We start from the raw sequence: 19,021 nt of genomic DNA, 5'->3' as shown, positions 1-19,021 counted from the left end.
ATTCGGGCCATCGGCGGCCGCCCCCCGGACGGCGGGCCGCCCGCCGTGGGGCGGACCTCGGCAAGCGTGACCGCCACCACGCCGCCGCGCCGTACGATGGCGCGGTGCTGGTCAAGTGGATTCGCTGCACCGTGGTCGACCGTCCTGGATTCGAACGGGGGCAGCGCAGGTGGACCGAGCTGCTCGGCCGGCCCGGCTTCCAGGGACAGGGAGGCGGGTGGAGCCGGGTGCTCCCCGATGTCGCCCATGTCTTCGCGTTCTGGGAGAACCGGGTCTTCTACGACTCGTTCATGGCCGACGGCCACGACCGGCTGGCCGGTGCGCAGTCCGGCACCTGTGCGGAGGTCCAGGTCAAGCTGTTCGAGCACCGCTTCGACGTGAAGACCGGCTTCGAGCCGGACTTCACCGACGCCGACGTGGTCAGAGTGGCCCACAGCCGGGTGCGCGAGGACCGGGCCGACCACTTCGCCCTCATGCAGCAGAAGGTCTGGAATCCGGCCATGGCGGGTTCCCCCGGGATGCTGCGCGGGCTCTTCGGGCAGGCCCCGGGGCCGGAGTTCCTGGTGCTCTCCATGTGGCGGTCCGAGGCCGAGCGGGGGAAGTACCGGCCCCGCAGCGCGGCCCGGCTCGCCGAACGCGCGGAGACCGAACGCGACGTCGAGAGGCTGGACGGCGACGCGGTGCGGATCGAGGACGCCTGGACGGTCCGGCCGGACGGCGGCGGCCGCCGCTGACCCCGTACGCACCCGGTGGCCGGGGCCGCCCCGGCGGGGACGGCGGGGCAGCCTTTAGGGTCGGTACATGGCACGACCGCAGCGCATCGTCCTCGTCCGGCACGGCGAGTCCGAGGGAAACGCCGACGACACGGTGTACGAACGGGTGCCCGACCATGCCCTGAGCCTGACAGGGCGGGGGCGTGAACAGGCCCGGAGGACCGGCGACGGACTGCGCGCGGTGTTCGGGGACGAGCAGGTCAGCGTCTACGTGTCCCCCTACCGGCGCACCCACGAGACGCTGGACGCCTTCGCCCTCGATCCGGAGCGCGTCCGGATCCGCGAGGAGCCCCGGCTGCGGGAACAGGACTGGGGTAACTGGCAGGACCGGGACGACGTCCGGCTGCAGAAGGCATACCGGGACGCCTACGGGCACTTCTTCTACCGCTTCGCCCAGGGCGAGTCCGGCGCCGACGTGTACGACAGGGTCGACGCGTTCCTGGAGAGCCTGCACCGGAGCTTCGAGGCCCCGGACCACCCGCAGAACGTCCTGCTGGTCACCCACGGGCTGACCATGAGGCTGTTCTGCATGCGCTGGTTCCACTGGTCGGTGGCCGAATTCGAGTCGCTGTCCAACCCCGGGAACGGCGAGACGAGGATGCTGCTGCTCGGCCCGGACGGACGGTATGTGCTCGACAGGCCATTCGAACGGTGGCGTACACCCGAGCCGTACGGCCGCACCGGATAGAGTGGCGTGGCGATGACCGCTGACTCCGCTTCCGACAAACGCTTCGAACGCGCTCTGGCCAGCCTGCGCGGACTGTCCGTGGGTGACGCCCTCGGCTCCCAGTTCTTCGTCCCGGCCAACTACCCCCTCCTCCAGGACCGCTCCCTGCCGCCCGGCGACTGGCAGTGGACCGACGACACCGAGATGGCGTGCTCCGTACTCGCCGTGCTCGCCGCCCACCACCGCATCGACCAGGACGCGCTCGCCGAGTCGTTCGCCCGGCACCACGACTTCGACCGGGGCTACGGCCCCGCGGTGAACCGCCTGCTGCGACTGGTCAGGGAGGGCGACGACTGGCGGAAGCTGGCTTCCGGCCTCTTCCAGGGCCAGGGCTCCTGGGGAAACGGTTCCGCCATGCGTATCGCCCCGCTGGGGGCCTGGTACGCCGACGACCCGGAGCAGGCCACGCACCAGGCCGAGATCTCCTCCTACACCACCCACCAGCACCGCGAAGCCGTCGTGGGGGCCATGGCCGTGGCGGCGGCCGCCGCGCTGGTCGCCGCGCCCGGCGGGCCGCCGGCGCCCGGGGAACTGCTCGACGGCGTCGTGGCGCTCGTGCCGCGCAGCGCGGTCGGACAGGGGCTGCGCAGGGCGCGGGACATGCTGGACTACCAGGACGCCGGGACGGTCGCCGCGGTCCTGGGCAACGGGCGCCGTACGAGTGCCCACGACACCGTGCCGTTCTCCCTCTGGTCGGCGGCGCGGGCGCTCGGTGACTTCGAAGAGGCGTTCTGGGTGACGGCCCAGGCCGGCGGGGACGTGGACACCACCTGCGCGATCGTCGGCGGTGTGGTCGCTTCCGCCGCGGCGGGCGCCCCGCCCGCCGGCTGGGCCGACAGGACCGAGGCGCTGCCGGCCTGGCTCCCCGCGGCGGCCGGCTGACATCCGGCCGTCCGGCCGCGGTCCTGTGCCGTCTCCGGTGCCGGGAGGCCCGGCGGGACGGGGACGGGCCGTACGGCGGACGCCCTGATTGCGGGGCTTCTGTGTCACGGTCCCGCCACAGCGGCTCCACGGACCGCCCGTACCCCCGTGGCGCGGCTACTCTTTCGGCCACACCGCCCTCATCGATCTTGAAGGCGCGTGTTCATGAGACGCCGGGGCCGCCGTGCCGCGACATGGCCGTACGGACGGGACCCGGTGGGGGGAGGGCCCATGTCCGATCACGTGTCCGGAACCGCCGGAGCACCCGGCACGCCCGGCGAGCCTGCCGCACCGGACGCCCCCGGCGCGCCGTCACGGCAGGAGGCCGCCGGTCCGGGAAGCCCCGGTGGGGAGGTCCGGGCGGAGGGTGCGGACCCGGCGGCGGCGGACGGAGCCGACCGGGCCGGGGCGGAGGACGCCGGGGCGGACCGCGCGGGCCGGGGCGGGGCGGACGGCACCGGCGCGGAGAAGGCGGGACCGGCCGTCCCCGCCCAGGGCACCGGCCCGGACGCACCCGCGGCACCGGCCCGCCTCCAGGGCTCCCGGCCCTCCGCCGACCCCTGGCGGCGCCCGGCGCCGCGGCAGCCGGAGCCGGGCCTCCTGACCCGGCTGCGGCCCCCGGCGCCGTCGCCCGTCGGGGGCGCGACGCTCCTGTCGGTGCTCGCCACCGGTCTGGCCTGCGCACTGCTGCTCGGCGACGGCCTGGGCGTCAACCTGCTGATCGTGGCGGTGCCCGCGGCCCTGGCCGCGTACTTCGCGGCCAGGGCCGCCGGCCGCCGGCTCAGGCCGTGGACCGCCGTCTGGGCTGCCGGAGGACTCGGCCTGCTCGCGGTCCCGGCGCTGAGGGACGCCGGCTGGCCGACCTTCCTCGCCGTCGTGTCGGCCCTCGCGCTCGGATCGCTCGCCCTGCACGGCGGACGCCGGTGGCCCGGCGTGCTCCACGGCTCCTGGGGCCTGCTCACCTCGGTGGTCCCCGGGGCCCGCTGGGGCCTGCGCGGCGTACGCGAGAGGGCCGGCGACTCCCGTGGACGCGTCCGCGCGGTGGTGCGCAGCACGGCCGTCGCCCTCGTGCTCCTCATCGTCTTCGGAGCCCTGTTCGCCGCCGCCGACGCGGCCTTCGCGGACCTCCTGGGCCGGCTGACGCCGGACGTGACCCTCGGCGACAGCCCCTGGCGCGTCCTGCTGTTCCTCCTCGGGATCCTCGGCGCGCTCGCCGCCGCGTACACCGCCGCGGCGCCGGTGCGCTGGGACCGCGTCACCGTCGCTCCGGGGCGGGCCCGCAAGAGGGCGGAGTGGGCCATTCCGCTGATCGTGCTCGACCTGCTCTTCGCGGTCTTCGTCGCGCTCCAGCTCGTCGTCCTGCTCGGCGGGTACGACAAGGTGCTGAAGGAGACCGGCCTCCTGCGCGCCGAGTACGCCAGGCAGGGGTTCTGGCAGCTGCTGTGGGTCACGCTGCTCACCCTGGCGGTCATCGTGCTCGCCCTGCGCTGGGCGCCCCGCGGCCGTCCCGGCGACCGCGTCCTGGTCCGAAGCGTCCTCGGCGTCCTCGGCGTCCTCACCCTCGTCGTGGTGGCGTCCGCGCTGCGCCGCATGGATCTGTACGTGGACGCCTTCGGCCTGACGCGGCTGCGGATCTCCGTGGCGGCGGTGGAGCTCTGGCTCGGCGTGGTGGTCCTGCTGATCCTCCTGGCGGGCGTCCTCGGAGCCAGGCTGCTGCCGAGGGCCGTCGCGGTGAGCGCCGCCGCGGGGGTGCTCGCCTTCGGGCTGGCCTCGCCCGACGGGGTCATCGCCGGCCAGAACGTCCAGCGGTACGAGGACGGGAAGCCGATCGACATCGGCTACCTCCGCGACCTCTCGGCCGACGCGGTACCCGCCCTGGACAAGCTGCCGGAACCGCTGCGCTCCTGTTCGCTGGAGCGGATCGAGCGCATCCTCGCCGCGTCCGGCGAACCCTGGTACGCGACGAGCCTGGGCGAGGCGCGGGCCCGGGACATCCTGGAGAAGAGGCCGGCGAAGGAGCACGGCTCCTGGTGCTACGGCGCGGTCCCGGGGTTCGGCGAGCGGGACGCCGACGGGGACTCCCGCGAGGACCCGGACGCCTACGACCCGTACTGAGCCCCGATCGCGGTGCGCCGGCCGGACGCGCACAGCTGAAACACCGTCACCGGGCCGGGCGGGCGGAGCGGTCCGTACGGCGGCCGCCCCGCCCGGCCGCCGTACGGCAGCGCCCCCGCAGCCCCTTCCGGGCCCCGCCGGCCGCCCGTGCCGGCGGGGCCCGGACGCGGCCGGAACGCCGCCGTGCGGGCGGCGTGGGACCGGCGTGGACGGCTGCCGGTACCGGCTCCCGGCGCGACGCGGCGTGGAACGTGTGGCCGAGGGGTGCCCCGGGGTGTTCTTGCCGTGGCCGTCGGCGTACTCTGGCTGGCGCCATGCCGTACGAACCACCCACGCATACCGTCGAGCGCTCGCTGCGCGCCACTTCCGGCGCCAGGATCGTCGCCGGTGTCGACGAGGTCGGACGCGGAGCGTGGGCGGGCCCCGTGACCGTGTGCGCGGCCGTCACCGGCCTCCGCCGGCCCCCCGAGGGCCTCACCGACTCCAAGCTGATCAGCCCCAGGCGCCGCGCCGCACTCGCGCCGCTGCTGGAGGCATGGGTCACCGCCTTCGGGCTGGGCCACGCCTCGCCGGGCGAGATCGACGAGCTCGGTATGACGGCCGCGCTGCGCCTGGCGGCGGTCCGGGCGCTCGAAGAGCTGCCCGTGAGGCCGGACGCCGTGATCCTCGACGGCAAGCACGACTACCTCGGGGACCCCTGGACCGTGCGCACGGTGATCAAGGGCGACCAGTCCTGTATCGCCGTCGCCGCCGCCTCGGTGATCGCCAAGGTCCGCAGGGACACGATGATGGCCGGACTCGGCGCGGAAGCGGACCGGTACGCGGACTTCGCCTTCGACGCCAACGCCGGCTACCCCTCGCCGGTCCACCGGGCCGCGCTGGAGCGGTGGGGGCCGACGCCCCACCACCGCCTCAGCTGGTCCTACCTCGACGCGCTGCCCCGGTGGCAGCACCTGAAGAAGGTCCGTTTCTCCGCCGAGGCGGCTGCACTGGAAAGCGGGGGCCAGCTCGGCTTCGACTTCTGATCGCAAGGCGTATCCCACCCGGCCCGAAGCGCCGGTGTCCGACCGACAACCATTCCTGCCTCTTATCCCCGAGGAGCCTCCGATTCCCGAGAGCGCCCAGGGTCCCCGCGTCACTCCGGCCGCCGGCCGTACCGCGCCGACCCCCCGCCCCGTACCCGGACCGCGTTCCGCGGCCACCCCGCGACCCGGAAACCCCGGTTCCGGCCCCGCGCGTCCCGTGCCCGCCGCGCCGCGCCCGCGTCCCGTACCCGCCCCTGCCGCCGCGGCCCGTCCGGCCGCCCGGCCGGGCCGCCCGGAAAACCGTTCCGCGGCGCAGCTCCAGCTGATCCCGGCCTCTGCCGACGGCGCCCTCGACGCCGCCGACGAGGCGGTGGACCTGCTGCTCGACTCCGGCCGCGCCCCCGGCGACATCCTGGTGGTGACCACGGGCGGCCGGCACCCCTGGGCCGCCCACGAGCTCTCGTTCGGCGAGAGCGCGTACTGGGCCCAGCACGACGCCGGTGACGACGTCTTCTTCGCGCACGCGTCCGACGCCGGGCGCTGCGCGCGGCGCCCGGTGATCGTCGTCGCCGTCGACGGAGGCGAGAGCGACGCCACCTCGCGCGCGCTGACGGCCGCGCGGGAGCGCGCCGACGCTCTGCTGATCGTGTGCGGGGACCCTCAGACCGTCAACTCCGCGCTCGGCGCGGGCGTCTGAGGCATCCGTCCGGGTCCCGGCCGTCCAGGGCGGCCGGGACCCGGACGGGCCTTCGGACCGGTGCCCCCACCGGCCGTGCCCGCCGGTCCGCCGCTCTCACCGGGCGGCGGTCCGGCGCAGGGCCTCCGCCGCCCCGCCGCCGGTCCGCAGCGGGACGGGATCGCTGTCCGCCGCCGTGTCGGCGAGCTCCAGCGGCTGGGACATCGAGCTGGGCCTGCGGCCGCCCCGGCCCTCACCGAGCACGTTCCAGCCACCGCGCGTCAGGGTGATGTAGGCGCCGCAGCGCAGACCGTGCAGGGTGCAGGCGTCCCGCAGCCCCCACATCCACGCCCCGTCCTCCTCCGTCCACCGCTCGTCGCCCTCCCGGCAGTAGACGAGGACGGCGGTACGCACCGGGGTGCGGCGGCGCAGATCGTGCGGGACGACCCGCCGCAGGTGGGCCAGCAGGGCATTGCGGAACTCCCAGCCGTCGGCGGCCACGGTGGCGCGCCGGGCGAACGAGGCACTGGCGATGAGCCGCTCCTCGTGGTCGAGGACGGCCACGACGGCCGTGGCGGGAGCCGGCCGGTGCCTGGCGTGCAGGCCGCTGACCACCTCGCGCGGGCTGCGGAGCAGGGGTATCCCGGCGGCTGCCCACTCGGCCGGTTCGAGCGTCCGGGCGAGATTGCCGACGGAGCCCGCGGGAACCGGGGACGCGGACAGTGACGTGGCCGCGGACGGAGCGAATCCGAAGGTCATGGTCCTCCCTTCGCTACGCGCCCACGGTGCGGGCAGGGTCGAGTGAGGGCGCGCCGCGGCACAGCCCTTTTCGGGCCCGCGAAAAGACCGTGCGGGGAGCGTCTCCAATTCTTCCTGGCGTACCGGCGGGCGGCAACGAGCAATTGAGGCCGCTGACTGGTATCGGACCGAATGGCATGAATAGTCCTGCCCGTTCGTGTGGCCGCCGCCGACGGGCCCGGCCGGAGGGCGGGGCGGGGGCGGACGCCTACCTCCCGGCGCGGCGGACACGTACTCCCGGCGCGGCGGACGCGTACTCCCGGTGGGACGGACGCGTATTCCCGGCGGGAGGGTCCATCCGTTTCCCGGCGGGGGAGTCCGTCCGTCCGCTCCGCTCCGCGCCGGCCCGCGGACGCACCCCGGGACCGGGCCGGAGCAGGCTCGGATCCGGCCCGGCGCACGAGGATGAGTCCGTCGTCACGCGGGGAAAGTGGCTGATCGTCCTCGTCATCGGGTTGCATGGGGGCATGGACGATGTGGAGCTGCGCAGTGAGGCCGACACGATTCTCGCCGAGCTCGTGGGCGCGCCCCGGGGCGAGGCACGGCTGCGGGAGGACCAGTGGCAGGCGGTGGCGGCCCTGGTGAAGGAGCGCCGGCGCGCGCTGGTGGTGCAGCGCACCGGCTGGGGCAAGTCGGCGGTCTACTTCGTCGCCACCGCCCTGCTCCGCAGGCGCGGTTGCGGACCGACGGTGATCGTCTCACCGCTCCTGGCCCTGATGCGCAACCAGGTCGAGGCCGCGGCGCGCGCCGGTATCCAGGCGCGCACCGTCAACTCGGCCAACCCGGAGGAATGGGGCACCGTCTACGAGGAGATCGAGCGGGGCGCGACCGATGTCCTCCTGGTGAGCCCGGAGCGGCTCAACTCCGTCGATTTCCGTGACCAGGTGCTGCCCCGGCTGGCCGCCACGACCGGACTCCTGGTGGTCGACGAGGCCCACTGCATCTCCGACTGGGGCCATGACTTCCGCCCCGACTACCGCCGGCTGCGGTCGATGCTCACCGATCTCGCCCCCGGGGTGCCGGTGCTGGCCACGACGGCGACCGCCAACGCCCGGGTGACGGCCGACGTGGCCGAGCAGCTGGGCACCGGTGCGGGCGAGGCCCTGGTGCTGCGCGGCCCGCTGGAGCGGGAGAGCCTGCGGCTGGGAGTCGTCCGGCTCCCGGACGCGGCGCACCGGCTGGCCTGGCTCGCCGAGCACCTCGACGGACTGACGGGCTCCGGCATCATCTACACGCTCACCGTCGCCGCCGCCGAGGAGGCCACCGCGTTCCTGCGGCAGCGCGGCTTCCCGGTGGCCTCCTACACAGGACGCACGGAGAACGCCGACCGGCTCCAGGCCGAGACCGACCTCCAGGAGAACCGGGTCAAGGCGCTGGTCGCGACCTCGGCGCTGGGCATGGGCTTCGACAAGCCGGACCTGGGCTTCGTGGTCCACCTCGGTTCCCCGTCCTCCCCGATCGCCTACTACCAGCAGGTGGGCCGGGCCGGCCGCGGCGTCGAGCACGCCGATGTACTGCTGCTGCCGGGCAAGGAGGACGAGGCGATCTGGCGCTACTTCGCCGACACCGCCTTCCCGCCCGAGGAGCAGGTCCGGCAGACCCTCTCCGCGCTCGCCGGCGCGGGGCGGCCGCTCTCCGTGCCCGCCCTGGAGGCCGTGGTGGACCTGAGGCGCACCCGTCTGGAGACCATGCTCAAGGTGCTCGACGTGGACGGGGCGGTCAAGCGCGTGAAGGGCGGCTGGACGGCGACCGGGGCCGAGTGGCTGTACGACGCCGAACGCTACGCCTGGGTCGCCCGGCAGCGGGCCGCCGAGCAGCAGGCCATGCGGGACTACGTGAGCACGGCCGGCTGCCGTATGGAGTTCCTGCGCCGGCAGCTGGACGACGAGGGGGCCGCCCCGTGCGGCCGGTGCGACAACTGCGCGGGGGCGTGGGCGGACTCCTCGGTCTCGCGGGAGACGCTGACGGGAGCGGTGAAGGAACTGGACCGCCCCGGAGCGGAGGTCGAGCCGCGCCGGATGTGGCCGACGGGGATGCCCGCGCTGGGCATCGACCTCAAGGGGCGGATCCCGGTCAAGGAGCAGTGCTCCGCCGGGCGGGCCCTGGGGCGGCTCTCGGACATCGGCTGGGGCAACCGGCTGCGCCCGCTTCTCACCGGGAACGCGCCCGACGGCCCGGTCCCGGACGACGTCCTGCGGGCGGCGGTGGCGGTCCTCGCCGACTGGTCGCGCTCTCCGGGGGGCTGGGCGCCAGGAGCCCCGGAGAGCGCAAAGACCCCGGGCGGCACAGGAGCCCCGGACGCCACGGGCCGGCCGGTGGGAGTCGTCGCCGTACCGTCCACGGTCCGTCCGCAGCTGGTGGGCTCCCTGGCCCGGGGCATCGCGGACATCGGGCGGCTCCCCTTCCTGGGGTCCCTCTCCTGCACCGGGCCGGACGGGACGCACGCCGTTCGCCGCAGCAACTCGGCCCAGCGCCTCGCGGCCCTGTCGGGCAGCTTCACGGTCCCCGAGGACCTGGCCGACGCCCTGGCGGCCACGGCCGGCCCCGTGCTCCTGGTGGACGACTTCACGGACTCCGGCTGGACCCTCGCGGTCGCGGCCCGGCTGCTCCGCCGGGCCGGAGCCGGGCCTGTCCTCCCGCTGGTGCTCGCGGTGGCCGGCTGAGCGGGGGCGGCCGTCCTGGCCGGACGGCCGCCCCGGCCAGGGCCGTAGAGCCCGGAAAGCCCCGGGAACGGGCGTGCCGGGCGGGCCCGGAGGCCGTGCCGTGGACAGCGTCCCCCTGTGGATAAAGGCGGTTATCCACAGGGGTCGCGGAAAACAGCGGACTGCGGGACGGTCGTCCCATGAACAAGCACCCCGAATCGACCGAATCCACCGGGCCTTCCGACGAGCAGCAGATCACCCTGCGCGGACCCGCCGAACTGGCCGACGCACTGCCCTACCTGATGGGTTTTCATCCGGACGACAGCGTCGTGATGGTGGCCCTCCACGGTGGCCGGGGCCGCTTCGGGGGGCGGCTGAGGATGGGGATCCCACCGGTACCCGGGGAGTGGGCCCCGGTGGCCCGCCGTCTCGCGCGGAGCCTGATCGAGGGCAGCGAACTCCGGGACTCGCGCCCCGACGCGATCGTCGTCTTCCTCTGCCAGGACCCCGCCGAAGGGGAGAGCGCCAACCAGGTGATGGAGCGGCTGAGGCCCTTCGCGCAGCATCTGCGCACGGCCTGTGGAGCGCACGACGTCCCCGTGCTGGAGGCGCTCTGCATCTCCGGCGGCCGCTACTGGTCCTACTGCTGTCCCGACCCGCGCTGCTGCCCGGCCGAGGGCAACCAGCTGGCCCTGCCGGGCACGACGGTCATGGCCGCGGCGGCCGCCTACGCGGGCATCCAGGTGCGCGGAACGCTGCGGGACATGGAGACGCGGTACCTGCCCGGGGACCCGTCCGTCACCGCCGGGCAGGAGCGTGCCCTGGATGCCGCGGGGGCGTCACTGGTGTCCCGGATCCTCGATCCGGAAGGACGGCGGCAGGTGTCCGCGGAGACCCTCGCCCTCGCCGGATCGCTCATCGAACGCCTCGGCCGGACACCGGCCTCCCGGCCGGGGGAGGCGGACGCCGAGGACGACCGGCTGATCGGCCACGACGAGGCCGCGGCGCTGATTCTCGGCCTGCAGGACAGGGAGACCAGGGACCGGGCGGCCGAGTGGATGGAGGGCCGCGACGCGGGCGCCGCACTGCGTCTCTGGCGGGCGCTGGCCCGCCGCTGCGCCGGCCCGTACGCGGAGCACTCCGCCGCGCCGCTCACCCTCGCGGGCTGGGTGTCCTGGTCCACCGGCGACGAAGCCGGTGCCAGGGTCGCCCTGGGGCTCGCCCTCCGGGCCGATCCCGGATACACGTTCGCGCAGTTGCTGCACCAGGCGTGCAACCGGGGACTCGACCCGGAGACGCTGCGCCGCTGCCTCCGTGAGGAACGCGATCTGCGGGATCGGCCGGGGGAACCCGGTGACGGGCGGGAGGAGCCACGCGGCGGACAGGCGGAGGCCGGCCGGCCCATGAGGGCCGCAGGGCCCCGGCGGCGCGCGCCCCACCGGGCGGACGGGCACCCGGTACCGGCGCGGGGCGGCACACGGAGGGGGACGGCCCGGCGACAGGAGTACGGCACGCCCGGCCCCGCCGCGACCGGCGACCGGCACCGGATGCGGGTGCGGCGGGCGCGGCGGCCCGGCACCCGGAGCGACCGCTGACGGACAAGGGCGCGAGGCACCGCGCCACAGACCCCGGGGCCCTGGGCACCCCGCGCCGAGCCGCCCCGCAGCGCCCCGCCCCGGGCCCGGCCCGCCCGCGACGCCCCGTCCCCAGAGGGCGGACCCGTGCCGCGGCGGTCCGTCCTGCGACGGGCCGCCGGCCACCCTGGCAGCCGGGGTGGCCGGGGCAGCCGGGGTGATTCCGGGGTCCGAGATCACGAAGGGAGTGTTTATCGTCAGGAAGACGACTATGATTCCGGCATGGCCCCCTACGACCCGTCGACCTTCCCGCCCTTTGCCGTCACCGTCGATCTGGTTGTGCTCACCGTGCGCCGCCACGCCCTGTGCGCACTGGTGGTGCGCCGTGGCGAGACACCGTTCCAGGGCCGTTGGGCGCTGCCGGGCGGATTCGTCCGTACCGACGAGGATCTCGGCGCGGCGGCCGCACGGGAGCTGGCTGAGGAGACAGGGCTCTGCGCGCACGACCCGACCACTCCGGCAGCGGGAAACGGCGCGCATCTCGAGCAGTTGGCGACCTACGGCGATCCCGGACGGGACCCCAGGATGAGGGTGGTCAGCGTCGCGCACCTGGCGCTGGCGCCCGATCTGCCCGCCCCCCGGGCCGGTGGCGACGCCAACAGCGCCCGCTGGGCCCCGGTCGAGGACCTGCTGCGTCCGGAGGAGGGCGGCTTCGGGGGCGAGGGCGAGCCGTCGGCCTCACTGGCGTTCGACCATGCCCGCATCCTCGGCGACGGCGTGGAGCGCGCCCGCTCGAAGATCGAATACTCCTCGCTGGCCACGGCGTTCTGCCCTCCGGAATTCACCGTCGGTGAGCTGCGGCGAGTGTACGAAGCGGTATGGGGTGTGGTCCTGGACCCCCGGAACTTCCACCGCAAGGTCACCGGCACGCCGGGCTTCCTGGTGCCGTCGGGAGGCACCACCACACGGCAGGGCGGCCGGCCCGCCCAGCTGTTCCGGGCGGGCTCCGCCACGGTGCTCAACCCCCCGATGCTGCGGCCCGAGGTCTGAGGGCGCGTCCCGGAAGCCCCGCCTCCCCGGCGGCTCCGTACGCGAACCGCGTTCCGCGACCCGTGAACCGCGATCCCCGGCCTGTGATCCGCGTTCAGCGGCCCGCGGAACGCGCCTGCGGGCGCGCGGGTGACGTGGCTGCCCGTGTGCCCGCCTACGGGCGGGTCCCTGTCCGGGCCGGTACAGGTCGGGCCGGGGGAGGTCCGCCGCCGGGGCCGGACAGAGGAACACCCCTGTGTCACGGCTGCACGAAAAGTCTGAAATGTCGAGTTATCTTGCTGGGGTACCCGCCCAGCCGCCGAACGGACTCACCCTCCGCGAGAGAAGCGATGCTCCAGGCCATCGGACTCACCAGCGCTCCCGGCCGCGACCGGCCCCCGGTCGTGGACGACTTGACCTTCGAGGCCCGGCCGGGCCGTGTCACCGCACTCCTGGGCGCCCCCGGCTCAGGCAAGTCGACCGCTCTGCGGCTGATGCTGGAGCTCGAATCCGGCCGGGGCGTCACCTACTTCCGTGGCCGGCCGCTGCACCGTATCGGCCACCCCGCCCGTGAAGTCGGCGTACTCCTCGGCGATGTACCGGGCCATCCGGCCCGCACGGTGCGCGGCCAGCTCCGCATGCTCTGTGCCGCCGCCGGTGTTCCCGCCACGCGGGCGGACGAACTGCTCGAAGTCGTCGGCCTGTCCGGGCTGGGGGACCAGCGCATCAGAACCCTCTCGGCGGGGATGGACCGCCGGCTCGGCCTGGCCTCGGCACTCCTGGGGGACCCGCACACGCTCGTGCTCGACGAGCCGGCGCACGGGCTCTCCCCGCGCGAGCGGAGCTGGATGCACGGTCTGCTGCGGGCGCATGCCGCACAGGGCGGTACGGTCCTGCACACCACCAGCGACCCCAAGGAGGCCGCCGCCACGGCCGACCGCGTGGTCACCCTCGACGGCGGGCGGCTGATCGCGGACCAGGCCGTCGCCGACTTCTCCCGCACGAGGCTGAGGCCCCGGGTCGTGGTGCGGACCCCGCACGCCGCCCGCCTGGCCGTCGTCGTCAACCGGGAGGCCCGCGCCGCCCGGCGCTCCGTCGAGGTGGTCACCGAGAGCGGCAGCCGGCTCTCGGTCTACGGCAGCAGCTGCGCGGAGATCGGGGACACCGCGTACCGGCACGGCGTCCCCGTCCACCAACTCGCCGACGAGACCGGCGACCTCGGCCCGGCGGCCGACCCCGGCCCGCACCCCGCGCCTGCGGGCGGCGCGCTGCCGAGGTCCGCCTCGGCGGTGGCGGTCTCGAAGCTCGCGCCCCCGATCTCCGTACGGCCCGCCCGTGGACCGCTGCGCCCCCTGCGGTACGAACTGCGCCGCCTCTTCGGGGTCAGGTCGACCACTCTGATCATCGCGGCCGTCCTGCTGGTGTCGGCCGTGGTCTCCGTCCTGCTCGCCCGCTCCGGCCGGGCGCCGGCGCACGAACTGCTGGCCGCCTGGCCCGGCATCCTGCCGCTGCCGCCCGCCGCCTTCGGCGCCGGACTCGTCGGCGCGCTCTCCTTCGGCCAGGAGTTCCGCTATCCGGCGCTCGCCGCGGGGCGGGGCACGGTGCCGCGCCGCCTCGGCCTCCTGCTGGCCAAACTCCTGGTGTCCGGCGCCGTCGCCCTGCTGCTCGCCCTGCTCGCCGTCCTCCTGGACGCCGGAGTCCTGCGCCTCGTGTACGGCGGTGGCCTGGGAGGTGTCCCGCCGGACGCCCTGACACTCGGGGCGAGTTGGGCCGGCCTGTCGGTGGGCTGCGCATGGGCGGGACTGCTCGCCGCCGGAGTGTTCCGGGTGACGGGCGCGGGGGTGGCGGCGGTACTCGCCGTTCCGGTGCTCATGGTGCCGCTGGTGCAGAAGCTGCTTGCCGGGCCGTCCGCCCGTTCCATCGCCGGACTGCCGTCCAGAATGCGCGAACTGGCCTGGATGCAATGGCCGTATGAGGCGGACCGGTGGGTCATGGCCGCCGTGCACATCGTCACTCGCCCCGTCGGAGCGGCCCTCTCCCTGTCCCTGTCGGTTCTGGTCTGCGCGTACGTGTACACCGGCCTTCGCGGGCGGGCGCGTTGGTGAACACCGCGATGCGACGAGAGGATCATCTGTTCGCAACTCCCTGGAAAACAAGCAGTTTGTGCCGAAAACGCGTCAATTGTGAGGTGGGTGACGATCACCCTTTCGTGTGCTTTTCACCAAAGACCTCAAGGGCTGGCCGAGCCGCGCCGACAAAGGATGCGTGAGTACCCTTGCGCACACCATGACGACCGCCGCCCGCTCCGCCGATTCCGGCCTGACCGGACCGGGCGATATCGACCGCTACCCCTTCACGGAGCCGCCGGCCGGTGAGCACGCCGCCCTGCGCCCATGGGGCGGGGCCGATTCCGAACTGGGACGGACGGGCCGGCGCGGTGCGGCCGGCCGTGGCCGCGGACTCCACGGCCAGCTGGTCCAGCAGCTGGGCCAGATGATCGTTTCCGGGGACCTCGGGGCGGACCGTCCGCTCGTTCCGGAGGAGATCGGCCAGCGGTTCGAGGTCTCCCGCACCGTTGTCAGGGAGTCCCTGCGGGTCCTCGAGGCCAAGGGCCTCGTCAGCGCCCGCCCCAACGTCGGCACCCGGGTGCGCCCGGTCAGTGACTGGAACCTGCTGGACCCCGACATCATCGAATGGCGCGCCTTCGGACCTCAGCGCGATGACCAGCGCCGTGAGCTGACCGAACTGCGGTGGACCATCGAGCCCCTGGCGGCCAGGCTGGCCGCCGGCCACGGGCGTGAGGACATCCAGCAGCGTCTCGCCGACATGATCGAGATCATGAGCCACGCGCTGGCCCAGGGCGACGCGATCACGTTCTCCCGCGCCGACGGTGAATTCCACTCCCTGCTCATCCAGGCCGCGGGCAACCGCATGCTCGACCACCTCTCCGGGATCGTGTCCGCGGCCCTGCACGTCTCCGGCGGCCCCGTGACGGGCTGCGACCGGACGGGGGAAGCGGCGCTCGGGCACCACGCCCGCATCGTCGACGCCCTCGCCGTGGGTGACGCCACCGGCGCGGAGTCCGCCATGCGCCAGCTGCTCGTCGGGCACCTGGAAGTGGAGCACGTCGTTCCGGCGCCGCGCGAGCACTGAGACGCAGTACGGCCGGGGAGCGCGGATCATGTGCCGCCGGGCTGCCTGCCCGGCGGCACAATTGTGCGGATACCTGACACATGGTTGAGTTTGTCGCGTATGGGGTGTGACTCGGGCCACGCGAATTGGCCGTAACACTCCTCGAAACAGTGCGATGACTTAAGAGGTGACCGCCGCGGAAGGAATACAGCAGCCGAGCAGTGCGCTGTGCAGTTCTGAGGCCAAACCCGCGCCGTCGGCGACATCCCCAGCCGCCGGTCGTCGGTCCGAGCCCTCCGGGGCCGGGCCGGAAGCCGTTTCCATCGTTCCGAGAGGTTGTTCGTGTCGGCCAGCACATCCCGTACGCTCCCGCCGGAGATCGTCGAGTCCGAGTCTGTGATGGCGCTCATCGAGCGGGGAAAGGCTGATGGGCAGATCGCCGGCGACGACGTGCGTCGGGCCTTCGAGGCTGACCAGATTCCGCCAACCCAGTGGAAGAACGTTCTGCGCAGCCTCAACCAGATCCTCGAGGAAGAGGGTGTGACGCTGATGGTCAGTGCCGCGGAGTCGCCGAAGCGCGCCCGCAAGAGCGTCGCAGCGAAGAGCCCGGTCAAGCGCACCGCCACCAAGACCGTCGCGGCCAAGACGACCGTGACGCGTACCGTCGCGGCCTCCGCGGCCCCGGCCGCTGGCGGCGCGGAGGCGGGGGCCGACGAAGCCGTGGCCGCCCCCGCGAAGAAGGCCGCGGCCAAGAAGACGGTCGCCAAGAAGACCGCGGCGAAGAAGGCCACCGCCAAGAAGACCGCGTCGAAGAAGTCCGGCAAGCAGGACGACGAGCTCCTCGACGGTGACGAGGCGATCGAGGACGTCAAGGCCGGCAAGGGCGAGGAAGAGGAGGGCGAGGGCGAGAACAAGGGCTTCGTCCTCTCCGACGACGACGAGGACGACGCGCCCGCGCAGCAGGTCGCCGTCGCCGGCGCCACGGCCGACCCGGTCAAGGACTACCTGAAGCAGATCGGCAAGGTCCCCCTCCTCAACGCCGAGCAGGAGGTCGAGCTCGCCAAGCGCATCGAGGCGGGGCTCTTCGCCGAGGACAAGCTGGCCAACTCCGACAAGCTCGCGCCGAAGCTCAAGCGCGAGCTGGAGATCATCGCCGAGGACGGGCGCCGGGCCAAGAACCACCTGCTGGAGGCCAACCTCCGTCTGGTGGTCTCGCTGGCCAAGCGCTACACCGGGCGCGGCATGCTCTTCCTGGACCTGATCCAGGAGGGCAACCTCGGCCTGATCCGCGCCGTCGAGAAGTTCGACTACACCAAGGGCTACAAGTTCTCCACGTACGCCACCTGGTGGATCCGTCAGGCGATCACCCGCGCCATGGCGGACCAGGCCCGCACCATCCGTATCCCGGTGCACATGGTCGAGGTCATCAACAAGCTGGCCCGGGTACAGCGCCAGATGCTCCAGGACCTGGGCCGTGAGCCCACCCCGGAGGAGCTGGCCAAGGAACTCGACATGACCCCCGAGAAGGTCATCGAGGTCCAGAAGTACGGCCGCGAGCCGATCTCGCTGCACACCCCCCTGGGTGAGGACGGCGACAGCGAGTTCGGAGACCTGATCGAGGACTCCGAGGCCGTCGTCCCGGCCGACGCGGTCAGCTTCACGCTGCTCCAGGAGCAGCTGCACTCCGTGCTCGACACGCTCTCCGAGCGTGAGGCGGGTGTGGTCTCGATGCGTTTCGGTCTCACCGACGGCCAGCCGAAGACGCTGGACGAGATCGGCAAGGTCTACGGCGTGACGCGTGAGCGGATCCGCCAGATCGAGTCGAAGACGATGTCGAAGCTGCGCCACCCCTCGCGTTCCCAGGTGCTGCGCGACTACCTGGACTAGGGGCAGCCCTCAGGGCGGACACACCACCGAGGGCCCGGACCCGAGAAGGGTCCGGGCCTCGGTGGTGTGCTGTCCTTTGGCCCGGCGCGCCGTGCCCGCTGCGGGTGCGGACGGCGCACCGCCGGATGACGCTGAGCAGGCACTGTCACACTCGGCGTCAGGAGTCCTCATGCCCCGCGTTCCCGCCCGTGTCCTGCCCCCGGCCTTCGCACTGGCCGCTCTGACGGCCCTCATACCCCTCGGTGGGCCCGCCCCCGCAGCGGCGGACAGCATCGTCGTGGGCGGCCGTCCGGTGTCCGTCGCGGACAGCCCCTGGGCGGTGGCGCTCTCCAGCCGTGACCGGTTCGGGGCAGAGCGTGCGGGCCAGTTCTGCGGAGCGGTGGCGATCGGGCCCACCACGGTGCTGACGGCCGCGCACTGCATGGGCCGGACGGTCCTCGGCGGTGAGGCGTCCGGGATCCGCGATCTGCGCGTCATAGCCGGCCGGGACGATCTGAGCGGACCGGGCGGTCAGGAGGTCCCCGTACGGTCCGCCTGGGTCAACCCGGACTACGACCCCGGGACGAACGCCGGGGACCTCGCCGTACTCACCCTGGAGCAGCCGCTCCCGGGGGACGGGGTGATACCGATGGCCGCCGAGGGGGACGCGGCGTACACGGCCGGTAACGAGGCCACGGTGTACGGATGGGGGGACACGACGGGCTACGGCGCCTACGCGGCCACGCTCCACGCGTCCGACGTACAGGTGCTGCCGGACAGCTCGTGCGTCCGCGCCTACCCGGGCGGCCCCCGCGGCGCGTACGACGCCTCGTCCATGCTCTGCGCCGGGGACACCGCGGGAGGCCGTGACGCCTGCCAGGGCGACAGCGGAGGGCCCCTGGTGGCCGACGGGAGGCTTATCGGCCTCGTCTCCTGGGGCAGCGGCTGCGGGAGCCCGGGCAGTCCCGGCGTCTACACCCGTGTCTCGGCGGCGATCGGCTGGATGCCCGGAGAGCCCTGACCCTCCCGGCACGCGCGCATACGAGAACGGGCGGCTCTCCCCTTAGGGAAGGCCGCCCGTCGGCCGGTCGAGGACCGGGCCCCTGGCTCGTCGTGGATGCGAGGTGTCAGTGTTCCTCGTCGGCAGCACTCGCCTGCGCGGCGGTGAGCCGATCCGTCTCATCCTGTATTTCCGCGGCGATCTTCTTGAGTTCCGGCTCGAACTTGCGCCCGTGGTGGGCACAGAAGAGCAGTTCACCGCCGCTGATGAGGACGACGCGCAGATAGGCCTGTGCGCCGCAACGGTCACAGCGGTCTGCTGCGGTCAGCGGGCTCGCGGGGGTCAGAACAGTAGTCACGTCGCCTCTTCTCTAGCTCGACGAGCTGTCGTACCAGGGTCAACATCCAACCAGGCCGAAAACGTTCCCGCTCGTGGCATTTCTTCGAAACTTCTTCTCAGGATGGCTGTCTGTTGCCGGTTGGCGGCGAATGTGCCGTATTGCGTAGCGCTACGGTTTCGCGTTGCTGGGTGGGCCGGTCCTCCGGCTGGCTTGCCGGTTGTTCATGAGGACGTGCCCGGAGCCTAAATGGTTCATGCCTCGAAGGGAACGTGATGTGCACGTCACCCCGAAGGATGATCGAACGTGTATGCGAAGCTGGACTAGCATAAGGATTCCCCCTGGGTGGCGTTACAACCGCTCTACCAGGGCTCTGTAGGCTCTCAGCGGCTACCGAGGCCGAGCC

At 73.5% G+C, this 19,021-nt stretch carries 15 protein-coding genes; 13 read left to right on the top strand and 2 right to left on the bottom strand.

Going from position 1 to position 19,021, the window contains the following annotated elements; all coding sequences use genetic code 11:
• Positions 1-104 precede the first annotated feature (104 nt).
• The 6 genes from CP967_RS07580 to CP967_RS07555 all read left to right on the top strand — a co-directional run bounded on the left by CP967_RS07580 (position 105) and on the right by CP967_RS07555 (position 6,258).
• The gene (locus CP967_RS07580) at positions 105-734 is read left to right on the top strand and encodes a YdbC family protein (protein WP_150487219.1); all 630 of its coding nucleotides are present in this window, start codon (positions 105-107) and stop codon (positions 732-734) included.
• A gap of 67 nt (positions 735-801) precedes the next feature.
• Positions 802-1,461, top strand: a complete 660-nt coding sequence (locus CP967_RS07575) for a histidine phosphatase family protein (RefSeq protein WP_150487218.1) — start codon at positions 802-804, stop codon at positions 1,459-1,461.
• Positions 1,462-1,473: 12 nt separating this feature from the next.
• On the top strand, positions 1,474-2,382 hold the full coding sequence (locus tag CP967_RS07570) for an ADP-ribosylglycohydrolase family protein (RefSeq protein WP_150487217.1): 909 nt from the start codon (positions 1,474-1,476) through the stop codon (positions 2,380-2,382).
• A 270-nt stretch (positions 2,383-2,652) separates the two neighbouring features.
• Positions 2,653-4,536, top strand: a complete 1,884-nt coding sequence (locus tag CP967_RS07565; RefSeq protein ID WP_150487216.1) for a DUF4153 domain-containing protein — start codon at positions 2,653-2,655, stop codon at positions 4,534-4,536.
• Between the two features lie 314 nt (positions 4,537-4,850).
• The gene (locus tag CP967_RS07560) at positions 4,851-5,561 is read left to right on the top strand and encodes a ribonuclease HII (protein ID WP_150487215.1); all 711 of its coding nucleotides are present in this window, start codon (positions 4,851-4,853) and stop codon (positions 5,559-5,561) included.
• Positions 5,562-5,616: 55 nt separating this feature from the next.
• Positions 5,617-6,258, top strand: a complete 642-nt coding sequence (locus CP967_RS07555) for a hypothetical protein (protein WP_150491748.1) — start codon at positions 5,617-5,619, stop codon at positions 6,256-6,258.
• A 96-nt stretch (positions 6,259-6,354) separates the two neighbouring features.
• Here CP967_RS07555 and CP967_RS07550 read toward each other — a convergent pair whose 3' ends face one another.
• On the bottom strand, positions 6,355-6,996 hold the full coding sequence (locus tag CP967_RS07550; RefSeq protein ID WP_150487214.1) for a hypothetical protein: 642 nt from the start codon (positions 6,994-6,996) through the stop codon (positions 6,355-6,357).
• Positions 6,997-7,502: 506 nt separating this feature from the next.
• Here CP967_RS07550 and CP967_RS07545 point away from each other — a divergent pair.
• The 7 genes from CP967_RS07545 (at position 7,503) to CP967_RS07515 (ending at position 18,299) form a co-directional block, all read left to right on the top strand.
• Positions 7,503-9,698 (top strand): RecQ family ATP-dependent DNA helicase, encoded by a 2,196-nt coding sequence (locus tag CP967_RS07545; RefSeq protein ID WP_150487213.1) that lies wholly within the window; start codon positions 7,503-7,505, stop codon positions 9,696-9,698.
• 179 nt (positions 9,699-9,877) lie between these two features.
• Complete coding sequence (locus tag CP967_RS07540) at positions 9,878-11,272, top strand: DUF4192 domain-containing protein (protein WP_150487212.1); 1,395 nt, start codon at positions 9,878-9,880, stop codon at positions 11,270-11,272.
• A gap of 261 nt (positions 11,273-11,533) precedes the next feature.
• On the top strand, positions 11,534-12,301 hold the full coding sequence (locus tag CP967_RS07535) for an NUDIX hydrolase (protein WP_150487211.1): 768 nt from the start codon (positions 11,534-11,536) through the stop codon (positions 12,299-12,301).
• A 329-nt stretch (positions 12,302-12,630) separates the two neighbouring features.
• Positions 12,631-14,385, top strand: a complete 1,755-nt coding sequence (locus CP967_RS07530; protein WP_150487210.1) for an ABC transporter ATP-binding protein — start codon at positions 12,631-12,633, stop codon at positions 14,383-14,385.
• Positions 14,386-14,566: 181 nt separating this feature from the next.
• On the top strand, positions 14,567-15,433 hold the full coding sequence (locus CP967_RS07525; protein ID WP_280116543.1) for a FadR/GntR family transcriptional regulator: 867 nt from the start codon (positions 14,567-14,569) through the stop codon (positions 15,431-15,433).
• 321 nt (positions 15,434-15,754) lie between these two features.
• Complete coding sequence (locus CP967_RS07520) at positions 15,755-17,299, top strand: RNA polymerase sigma factor (RefSeq protein WP_150487208.1); 1,545 nt, start codon at positions 15,755-15,757, stop codon at positions 17,297-17,299.
• Positions 17,300-17,468: 169 nt separating this feature from the next.
• Positions 17,469-18,299: a S1 family peptidase gene (locus CP967_RS07515; protein ID WP_150487207.1), complete on the top strand. Its 831-nt coding sequence runs from the start codon at positions 17,469-17,471 to the stop codon at positions 18,297-18,299.
• Between the two features lie 106 nt (positions 18,300-18,405).
• On the opposite strand, the gene CP967_RS07510 is transcribed toward CP967_RS07515, so the two are convergent.
• Positions 18,406-18,636 carry a DUF7455 domain-containing protein gene (locus tag CP967_RS07510; RefSeq protein ID WP_014048767.1) on the bottom strand — a complete coding sequence of 77 codons (231 nt, stop codon included), beginning with the start codon at positions 18,634-18,636 and terminating at the stop codon, positions 18,406-18,408.
• Between the last annotated feature and the right edge of the window lie 385 nt (positions 18,637-19,021).

The sequence above is a fragment of the Streptomyces nitrosporeus genome, from assembly GCF_008704555.1.
In the GTDB taxonomy this organism is placed as follows: domain Bacteria; phylum Actinomycetota; class Actinomycetes; order Streptomycetales; family Streptomycetaceae; genus Streptomyces; species Streptomyces nitrosporeus.
Note: the sequence above shows the minus strand (reverse complement) of the source record. Positions and strands in the feature narration are given on the sequence as shown.